This window comes from Streptomyces sp. NPDC059564 (genome assembly GCF_042735575.1).
Lineage (GTDB): Bacteria > Actinomycetota > Actinomycetes > Streptomycetales > Streptomycetaceae > Streptomyces.
The window spans coordinates 1-9285 of the sequence record NZ_JBHWBP010000308.1 but is presented as its reverse complement, the minus strand read 5'-3'; the positions used below and the strand labels follow the sequence as shown (position 1 = coordinate 9285).

At 72.7% G+C, this 9285-nt stretch carries 5 protein-coding genes; 1 reads left to right on the top strand and 4 read right to left on the bottom strand.

Annotated features, from left to right (window positions below; genetic code table 11):
• The coding region (locus ACFV0Q_RS32910) for a DEAD/DEAH box helicase (protein WP_385010372.1) at window positions 1-2159 on the bottom strand (2159 nt) is incomplete at its 3' end.
• Window positions 2160-2295: 136 nt separating this feature from the next.
• On the opposite strand from ACFV0Q_RS32910, the gene ACFV0Q_RS32905 reads away from it, so the two are divergent.
• Window positions 2296-3087, top strand: coding sequence for a metal-dependent hydrolase (locus ACFV0Q_RS32905; protein ID WP_385010370.1), 792 nt, complete (start codon window positions 2296-2298; stop codon window positions 3085-3087).
• A gap of 34 nt (window positions 3088-3121) precedes the next feature.
• Here ACFV0Q_RS32905 and ACFV0Q_RS32900 read toward each other — a convergent pair whose 3' ends face one another.
• The 3 genes from ACFV0Q_RS32900 to ACFV0Q_RS32890 all read right to left on the bottom strand — a co-directional run.
• On the bottom strand, window positions 3122-4903 hold the full coding sequence (locus tag ACFV0Q_RS32900) for an ABC transporter ATP-binding protein (RefSeq protein WP_385010368.1): 1782 nt from the start codon (window positions 4901-4903) through the stop codon (window positions 3122-3124).
• Complete coding sequence (locus ACFV0Q_RS32895) at window positions 4900-6732, bottom strand: ABC transporter transmembrane domain-containing protein (protein WP_385010366.1); 1833 nt, start codon at window positions 6730-6732, stop codon at window positions 4900-4902. Before ACFV0Q_RS32895 ends, ACFV0Q_RS32900 begins: the two co-directional genes overlap by 4 nt.
• A 115-nt stretch (window positions 6733-6847) precedes the next feature.
• Window positions 6848-9285: FAD-binding and (Fe-S)-binding domain-containing protein (locus ACFV0Q_RS32890; RefSeq protein ID WP_385010365.1), on the bottom strand; the 2438-nt coding region annotated here is incomplete at its 5' end.

Here is a 9285-nt window from a genome sequence, read left to right as displayed (position 1 = left end):
TTCGCGGTGACCGGCCTGACCTGGTCGGCGCGCTCCTGCGCCTCCTCCGCCGACTCCTCCTCCGGGTTCGCCAGCTGCTCCCACTCGTCCAGCAGGCTGGAGTCGACCTGGCGGACCAGCTCGCCGAGCCAGGCGATGAGGTCCTGGAGGTCCTCCGACTTCAGGTCGTCGGGGATGGTGTGGTCCAGCGCCTTGTACGCGCCGGCCAGGTAGCGCAGCACGATGCCCTCGGTGCGGGCCAGTTCGTAGAAGGAGGTGAACTCGGTGAAGGTCATCGCGCGCTCGTACATGTCGCGGATGATCGACTTCGGGGAGACCGGGTGGTCCCGGACCCACGGGTGGCTCTTGCTGTACACGTCGTAGGCGTGCAGCAGCAGTTCCTCGAGGGGCTTGGGATAGGTGACGTCCTGGAGCCGCTCCATGCGCTCCTCGTACTCGATCCCGTCGGCCTTCATCGCGCCGACCGCGATGCCCCGCTCCTTGTTCTGCTGGGCGGCCAGGATCTGGCGCGGGTCGTCCAGGGTGGACTCGACGACGGAGACCATGTCCAGGGCGTAGGACGGGGACTCCGGGTCCAGCAGGTCGAAGGAGGCCAGCGCGAAGGTGGACAGCGGCTGGTTCAGCGCGAAGTCCTGCTGGAGGTCGACGGTGAGCCGGATGGTGCGGCCCTCGGCGTCCGGGGTGTCGAGCTTCTCCACGACGCCGCCGTCCAGGAGCGAACGGTAGATCGCGATGGCCCGGCGGATGTGCCTGATCTGGGCCTTGCGCGGCTCGTGGTTGTCCTCCAGGAGGTGGCGCATCGCCTGGAAGGCGTCGCCGGGCCGGGCGATGACCGACAGCAGCATGATGTTGGTGACCTTGAAGCGCGAGGTCAGCGGCTCCGGGTCGGCGGCGATCAGCTTCTCGAAGGTGGTGTCCGACCAGGCCACGAAGCCTTCGGGGGCCTTCTTGCGGACCACCTTGCGGCGCTTCTTCGGGTCGTCGCCCGCCTTCGCGAGGGCCTTCTCGTTCTCGATGACGTGCTCGGGCGCCTGCGCGACGACGTAGCCCGCCGTGTCGAAGCCGGCCCGGCCCGCGCGGCCGGCGATCTGGTGGAACTCGCGGGCGCGCAGCGTGCGGACGCGGTTGCCGTCGTACTTGGTGAGCGCGGTGAACAGCACCGTGCGGATGGGGACGTTGACGCCCACGCCGAGGGTGTCGGTACCGCAGATGACCTTCAGCAGACCGGCCTGGGCCAGCTTCTCCACCAGGCGCCGGTACTTGGGCAGCATGCCCGCGTGGTGCACGCCGATGCCGTGGCGGACGTAGCGGGAGAGGTTCTGGCCGAACTTCGTGGTGAAACGGAAGTTGCCGATCAGCTCCGCGATCTTGTCCTTCTCCTCGCGGGTGCACATGTTGATGCTCATCAGCGACTGTGCCCGCTCGACCGCCTGGGCCTGCGTGAAGTGCACGATGTAGACCGGGGCCTGCCGGGTCTCCAGCAGCTCGGTGATGGTGTCCGTGATCGGCGTGGTCACGTACTCGTACGACAGCGGCACGGGCCGGTTCGCGGAGCGGACCACCGACGTCGGGCGGCCGGTGCGCCGGGTCAGGTCCTCCTCGAAGCGCTTCATGTCGCCGAGGGTCGCCGACATCAGGATGAACTGCGCCTGCGGCAGCTCCAGCAGCGGGATCTGCCAGGCCCAGCCGCGGTCGGGCTCCGCGTAGAAGTGGAACTCGTCCATCACGACCTGGCCGATGTCGGCGTACTTGCCGTCGCGCAGCGCGATGGAGGCCAGCACCTCGGCGGTGCAGCAGATCACGGGGGCGTCCGCGTTCACGGAGGCGTCACCGGTGAGCATGCCGACGTTCTCGGTGCCGAAGAGCTTGCACAGGTCGAAGAACTTCTCCGACACCAGCGCTTTGATCGGAGCGGTGTAGAAGGTGACCTTGTCCTGGGCCAGCGCGGTGAAGTGCGCGCCCGCCGCGACGAGGCTCTTGCCGGAGCCGGTCGGGGTCGACAGGATCACGTTCGCACCGGAGACGACCTCGATCAGTGCCTCCTCCTGCGCCGGGTACAGGGTGATGCCCTGGTCCTCCGCCCACGAGGAGAAAGCCTCGAAGAGGGCGTCGGGGTCGGCGTTCGGCGGGAGCTGATCAATGAGGGTCACACCCCCCATCTTGCCTGGCTTCCGGCCGGAAGAGGGAACCGGCGGCCGGAAGGGAAGATCATCGCGGGTACGCTGTGCCGTCGAGGCGGCCCGACCGAACCACTCGACGGGGCCCGACCACACAGGACCGGGGCGGGATACAGAGATGATGGGTCCGGCGCACTCACTGTCCGGGGCGGCCGCTTGGCTGGGAGTCGGCGCCGCGACCGCGGCCGCCGGGCACCCGATGCCGTGGCCCGTCCTCGTCGTCGGAGCGCTCATCTGCGCCGGAGCGGCCCTCGCCCCCGACCTCGACCACAAGTCGGCGACGATCTCGCGGGCCTTCGGCCCGCTGTCCCGTGGCCTGTGCGAGGTGGTCGACAAGATCTCCTACTCCGTCTACAAGGCCACCCGCGCCCCGCGCGACGCCCGCCGCACCGGGGGCCACCGCACCTTGACGCACACCTGGCTGTGGGCGGTCCTGATAGGTGGCGGATCCTCCGCGCTCGCGGTCACCGCCGACCGCTGGGGCGTGCTCGCGCTGCTCTTCGTCCACCTGGTGCTGGCCGTCGAAGGGCTGCTGTGGCGGGCGGCCCGGATGTCCAGCGACATCCTGGTCTGGCTGCTCGGCGCGACCAGCGCCTGGATCCTCGCCGGGGTGCTCGACCAGCCGGGCAACGGCGCGGGCTGGCTCTTCACCGGCCCCGGCCAGGAGTACCTGTGGCTGGGCCTGCCCATCCTGCTCGGCGCGCTGGTCCACGACATCGGCGACGCGCTGACCGTCTCCGGCTGCCCGATCCTGTGGCCCCTCCCCATCGCGGGGAAGCGCTGGTACCCGATCGGGCCGCCGAAGATGATGCGCTTCCGCGCCGGCAGCTGGGTGGAGCTGAAGGTCCTGATGCCGGTCTTCATGCTCCTCGGCGGCGTGGGCGGCGCCGCGGCCCTCAACTTCATCTGACGGCCCTCGACCCGTCCGACGAGGCGGCGGCCCCTCAGCCGTGCCAGGACCGCCACAGGGCGGCGTAGGCACCGTCGGCCGCCACCAGTTCTTCGTGCGAGCCCAGCTCGCTGATCCGGCCGCCCTCCACCACCGCGATCACGTCCGCGTCGTGCGCGGTGTGCAGCCGGTGGGCGATGGCGATGACCGTACGGCCGTCCAGCACCCGGGCCAGCGAACGCTCCAGGTGGCGGGCGGCACGCGGGTCCAGCAGCGAGGTCGCCTCGTCCAGAACCAGCGTGTGCGGATCCGCCAGCACCAGCCGGGCCAGCGCGACCTGCTGGGCCTGAGCCGGAGTCAGCGTGGTCCCGCCGGAGCCGACCTCCGTGTCCAGCCCGGCGTCCAGGGCCCGCGCCCAGCCGTCCGCGTCCACCGCGCCCAGCGCCTCCCACAGTTCGGCGTCCGCCGCACCCGCCCGCGCCAGGCGCAGGTTGTCCCGCAGCGAGCCCACGAACACGTGGTGCTCCTGGTTGACCAGGGCCACGTGCTCCCGCACCCGCTCCGCCGGCATCCGCGACAGCCGGGCCCCGCCGAGCGTGACCTCACCCGTCCGCGGTGCGTAGATGCCCGCCAGCAGCCGGCCCAGGGTGGACTTGCCCGCGCCCGAGGGGCCGACCAGCGCCATCCGGGTACCCGGCGGCACCGACATCGACACCTGGTGCAGGACGTCCACGCCCTGCTTGTAACCGAAGTGGACCTCGTCCGCCCGCACGGCCCGGCCCCGCGGGGCGACCGTCCCGTCGCCCGCGTCCGGCTCGATCTCGTGCACGCCGACCAGCCGGGCCAGCGAGACCTGCGCGACCTGGAGCTCGTCGTACCAGCGCAGGATCAGACCGATCGGATCGACCATCATCTGCGCCAGCAGCGCGCCCGTCGTCATCTGGCCCACCGACATCCAGCCGCGCAGCACGCAGTACCCGCCGATCATCAGCACGGAGCCGAGGATCACGATGTACGTGACGTTCACGACGGGGAAGAGGATCGTCCGCAGGTACAGGGTGTACCGCTCCCAGGCCGTCCACTCCTTGATCCGCTGCTCCGACAGGGAGATCCGGCGCTGCCCCAGGCGGTGCGCCTCCACGGTCCGGCCCGCGTCCACGGTCTCGGTGAGCGCCGAGGCCACCGCCGCGTACCCGGCCGCCTCCGAGCGGTACGCCGAGGGCGCCCGCCGGAAGTACCAGCGGCAGCCGAAGACCAGGACCGGCAGTGCCAGCAGCGCGGCCAGCGCCAGCGGCGGAGCGGTGACCGCGAGCGCCCCGTAGAGCAGTCCGGCCCAGACCACGCCGATGGTCAGCTGCGGCACGGCCTCGCGCATCGCGTTGGCCAGCCGGTCGATGTCGGTCGTGATCCGCGAGAGCAGGTCGCCGGTACCGGCGCGCTCCAGGACGCCCGGGGGCAGCCCGACGGAACGCACCAGGAAGTCCTCGCGCAGGTCGGCCAGCATCTCCTCGCCGAGCATCGCCCCGCGCAGCCGCACCAGGCGCGTGAAGAACGTCTGGACGGCCAGCGCCAGCGCGAACAGCAAGGCCACGCGCCCCAGATGGAGCTCGCGCGCCCCCGAGGACAGCTCGTCCACGACCTGCCCCAGCAGGGTGGGGCCGACCATGGAGGCGACCACCGCGACCGCGTTGACCGACACCAGCACCACGAAGGCCCGCCGGTGCCGGCGCAGCAGGCCCCGCACGTAGCCCCGTACGGTCGCCGACGAGCCCACGGGCAGGGTCGCGGCCGTTTCGGGGGCCGCCGGATCGTGTTCCGGGGGCGCCACGCCGATCATGCTGATTCCTCGATCTCTGTGAGTTCCTCCGCCGGCCCCGCCAGGCCGAGCCCGGCGCGCCGCTGTTCCTCTTCCGTCTCGCGCGTGACGACCGCCCGGTAGCGGGGCTCGCCGCGCAGCAGCTCGCGGTGCGTGCCCGCCGGGAGGGCCCGGCCCTCGTGGACCAGGACGACCCGGTCGGCGCGGTCGAGCAGCAGCGGTGAGGACGCCAGTACCACCGTCGTGCGCCCGGAGCGCAGGGCGGTGATCCCGTCGGCGATCCGTGCCTCGGTGTGCGAGTCCACCGCCGAGGTCGGCTCGTCCAGCACCAGCACCTCCGGATCGGTGACCAGGGACCTGGCCAGCGCCAGCCGCTGGCGCTGGCCGCCCGACAGCGACCGGCCGCGCTCGGTGATCCGGGCGTCCATCGGATCGTCCACCGCGTCGGGCGCCGACTGCACCAGCGCGTCCAGGACGTCGCCGCACTGGGCCGCCGCGAGCGCCGCCCCGGGCGTCACGGACCCGGAGGCCGGTACGTCGAACAGCTCGCGCAGCGTCCCGGACAGCAGCACCGGATCCTTGTCCTGTACGAGGACCAGCTCGCGGGCCGTGTCCAGCGGGAGTTCGTCCAGCGCCACCCCGCCCAGCAGCGCCGAGGGCGCCCCGGCGGCGGAGTCCATCGGATGGCCGCCCAGCCGTTCCGCGAGCCGGCCCGCCAGGTCCGGGTCCCCGCACACCACCGCCGTGAACCGGCCGGCCGGGGCCAGCACCCCCGTCTCGGCGTCGTACAGGTCCCCACCCGGAGCCGGAGCCGGAGGCGACGCGACCGCGGCGGCTGCGTCGGCCGGACCGTCGGTGCGGGTCAGTGACAGCACCCGGGCCGCCCGCACGGCGGAGGGCCGGGAGAAGGAGTAGGCCATCGCGATCTCCTGGAAGTGCCGCAACGGGTACAGCATGGTGCTCACCGCGCTGAAGGCCGCGACGAGTTCACCGACCGCCAGCCGGCCGTCGAGCACCAGAGCGGAGCCGTACCAGATCACCGTGATCAGCAGCGCGCCCGGCAGCAGCACCTGGACCGCGGCGATCAGCGCCCACATCCGGGCGCTGCGCACGGCCGCCCGGCGGACCTCCTGCGAGGCCTCGCGGTAGCGGCCCAGGAACAGTTCCTCGCCGCCGATGCCGCGCAGTACGCGCAGGCCCGCCACGGTGTCGGAGGCCAGCTCGGTGGCCTTGCCCGCCTTCTCGCGCTGCACGTCCGCGCGCCGGGTGGCGCGCGGCAGCAACGGGAGTACGGACAGCGCCAGCACGGGGACGCCGATGGCGACGACCACGCCGATCGAGGGCGCGTAGAACAGCAGGCCGACGCAGATCGCGACGACGGTGAGGGCGGCGGCGAGGAAGCGGGAGACCGCCTCGACGAACCATCCGATCTTTTCGACGTCACCTGTGGATACGGACACGACTTCGCCCGCCGCGACCCGGCGGGTCAGTGCGGAGCCCAGCTCGGCGGTCTTGCGGGCCAGCAGCTGCTGGACCCGGGCGGCGGCGGTGATCCAGTTGGTGACGGCGGTGCGGTGCAGCATGGCGTCGCCGACCGAGATGGCGATGCCGAGCAGCAGGAGCAGCCCGCCGACCTGGAGCAGCCGGGTTCCGTCGCGGCGCACGACCGCGTCCACGCCCAGTCCGACCGCGTACGGCAGCCCGGCGACGCCGCCGAAGTGCACGAGGCCCCAGAGCAGGCTGCGGGCCTGGCCGCCGAGTTGGCCGCGCCCCAGCCACAGCAGGAAGGCCGGTCCGGAGCGGGCGTCGGGTTCTCCGGGGTCCGGATACGGAAGATCGCTGATCTGCATGACGCCCCATGACTGGTCGAGTAGGCCGAACCACGCAAGGTTCGTCTTCCGGACGGGGCCCCGGCAATCGATTTTCCGCTGCGGAGGAGGTGCGCCCGCGCGTATTGCGGGGTGTTCAGGGCCGGGTCGCGCGCTCCAGCGCGAGCAGCACCGAGGAGTAGCTCCGCCCGGTGGCCCGGTCCATGCCCACCTCGCACATCCGGTTCGCCGAAAGGTGCGCGTCGAACGGCCGGGCCGTCACCTCGGCCGCCTCGCGGGCCGTCGCCGACGCAGTCAGCTCCGGGTGCAGCATCCCCCGGTCGCCGGCGAAGGCGCAGCAGCCCGCGTCGTCCGGGACGACCACCTCGTCGGCGCAGGCCTCGGCGACCGCGCGCAGTTCGGCGACGTCACCCAGATGGTGCATCGAGCAGGTGGGATGCAGGACGGCGGAGCCGACCGTGCGCAGGACCTCCAGCCGGGGCAGCAGTTCGTGCGCCGCCCAGACGACGGAATCGACGATCCGCAGCTCCGCGTGGAGGGCGCGGTTGTCCTCGGTCAGGAACGGGACCACCTCGTGCGCGATGCCCAGGGTGCAGGAGGAGGCGTCGACGACGAGGGGGAGCCGGCCCCCGGCCGTCCAGCCCCAGGCGGCCTCGACGATCCGGTTGGCCATCACCCGGTTGCCGTCCTCGTACCCCTTGGAGTGCCAGATGGTGGAGCAGCAGGTGCCGGTGACGCCGCGCGGGATCCACACCGGCTTCCCGGCCCGCTCCGACACGGCCACCACCGCCTCCGGCAGGGAGGGCCCGGAGCCGCCCCCGGCGCTGGCGAAGATGCGGTTGACGCAGGCCGGGTAGTACACGGCGGCCGCGCCCACCCGCCGGGTCGGGGGGAGCTCGCGGGCCGCGGCGCCGGGGATCCGCGGCAGCCAGCGCGGCACCAGATCGGGGCTCACGGCCTTGCGCGCGGCCCCGGTCAGCGCGGTCAGGGGCTTGTCGCCGACCCGGGCGGTGATCGCGGCGGCCGCGGCGACGGCCAGCCGGGCGGCGGCCTCCACGCCGCGGAACCGCCTGGCGGCCAGGGCGGCGGCGCGCTCCTCGCGCGGGCTGTGCCGGCGGTGGCGGAAGTCCCTCATCAGCGCGCCGGTGTCGATGCCGACGGGGCAGGCGAGCTTGCAGGCGGAGTCGCCCGCGCAGGTGTCGACGGCGTCGTAGCCGTAGGCGTCGAGCAGGCCGTCGAGCACGGGGGAGCCGGGCCGCTGGCGCATCATCTCGCGGCGCAGCACGATCCGCTGGCGCGGGGTGGTCGTCAGGTCCTGGCTGGGGCACACCGGTTCGCAGAAGCCGCACTCGATGCAGGGGTCGGCGACCGCCTCGACGCGGGGGATCGTCTTCAGCCCGCGCAGATGGGCCCGGGGGTCGCGGTCGAGGAGGATCCGCGGAGCGAGGACCAGGTCCGGGTCGATGATCCGCTTGGTGCGCCACATCAGTTCGGTGGCGCGGGGGCCCCATTCGAGTGCGAGGAAGGGGGCCATGTTGCGGCCCGTGGAGTGTTCGGCCTTGAGGGAGCCGTCGAAGCGTTCGACCGTGAGGCGGCAGAAGGCGTCCATGAAGGCCGCGTACCGGTCGACGTCGGCGGGCACGGAGGCGTCGAAGGCGAGCAGGAAGTGCAGGTTGCCGTGGGCGGCGTGCCCGGCGACGGCCGCGTCGAAGCCGTGCTCGGCCTGGAGGACGAGGAGCGCCTCGCAGGCCTCGGCCAGCCGGGACGGGGGTACGGCGAAGTCTTCGGTGATCAGGGTGGTGCCGGGGGCGCGGGCTCCGCCGACGGCGGTGACGAAGGCCTTGCGGGCCTTCCAGTAGCCGGAGATGACGGCCGGGTCGCTCGTGAAGGCGTTGGTGACGGAGGTGACCGGGGCGACCAGCTCCAGCCCGGCCAGCACTCCGGCCGCCCGGCGCTCGTGCTCCGCGCGGCCCGCAGCGTCCGGGGCCCGGAACTCCACCAGCAGCGCGGCCGTGTCCTTGGGCAGCCCGGCCCAGTCGGCGGGCACGCCGGCGACGCTGACGGAGGCGCGCAGGGTGTTGCCGTCCATCAGCTCCACGGCGAGGGCGCCCGCCTCGTTGAACAGGGGTACGGCGGCGGCAGCGGCGGGCAGGGACGGGAAGAAGAGCAGGCCGGTGGTGAGCTCGCGGTCCAGGGGCAGGGTGTCGAAGACGACCTCGGAGATGAAGCCGAGGGTGCCCTCGGAGCCGACCGTCAGGCCGCGCAGGATCTCCACGGGGGTGGTGCCGTCGAGGTAGGCGTCGAGGCGGTAGCCGGTGGTGTTCTTGATCTCGTACTTGGCGCGGATCCGGGCGGTGAGCTCCGGGTCGGCCTCGATCTCCCGCTTGATCTCCATCAGCCCGCGGCACAGGGCCGGCTCGGCGCGGGCCAGCTCCTCGTCGGCGAGCGGATCGGCGGTGTCGACCACCGTGCCGGTCGGCAGCACGAGGGTCAGGGAGGAGAGGGTGCGGTACGAGTTCCTCGTGGTCCCGGCCGTCATGCCGGAGGCGTTGTTCGCGACCACCCCGCCGAGGG

Excerpts from the sequence above, each read along its gene's own strand:
- ACFV0Q_RS32905 (WP_385010370.1), top strand. The coding sequence starts at position 2,296 with ATGATGGGTCCGGCGCACTCACTGTCCGGGGCGGCCGCTTGGCTGGGA.
- ACFV0Q_RS32900 (WP_385010368.1), bottom strand. The coding sequence starts at position 4,903 with ATGATCGGCGTGGCGCCCCCGGAACACGATCCGGCGGCCCCCGAAACG.
- ACFV0Q_RS32895 (WP_385010366.1), bottom strand. The coding sequence starts at position 6,732 with ATGCAGATCAGCGATCTTCCGTATCCGGACCCCGGAGAACCCGACGCC.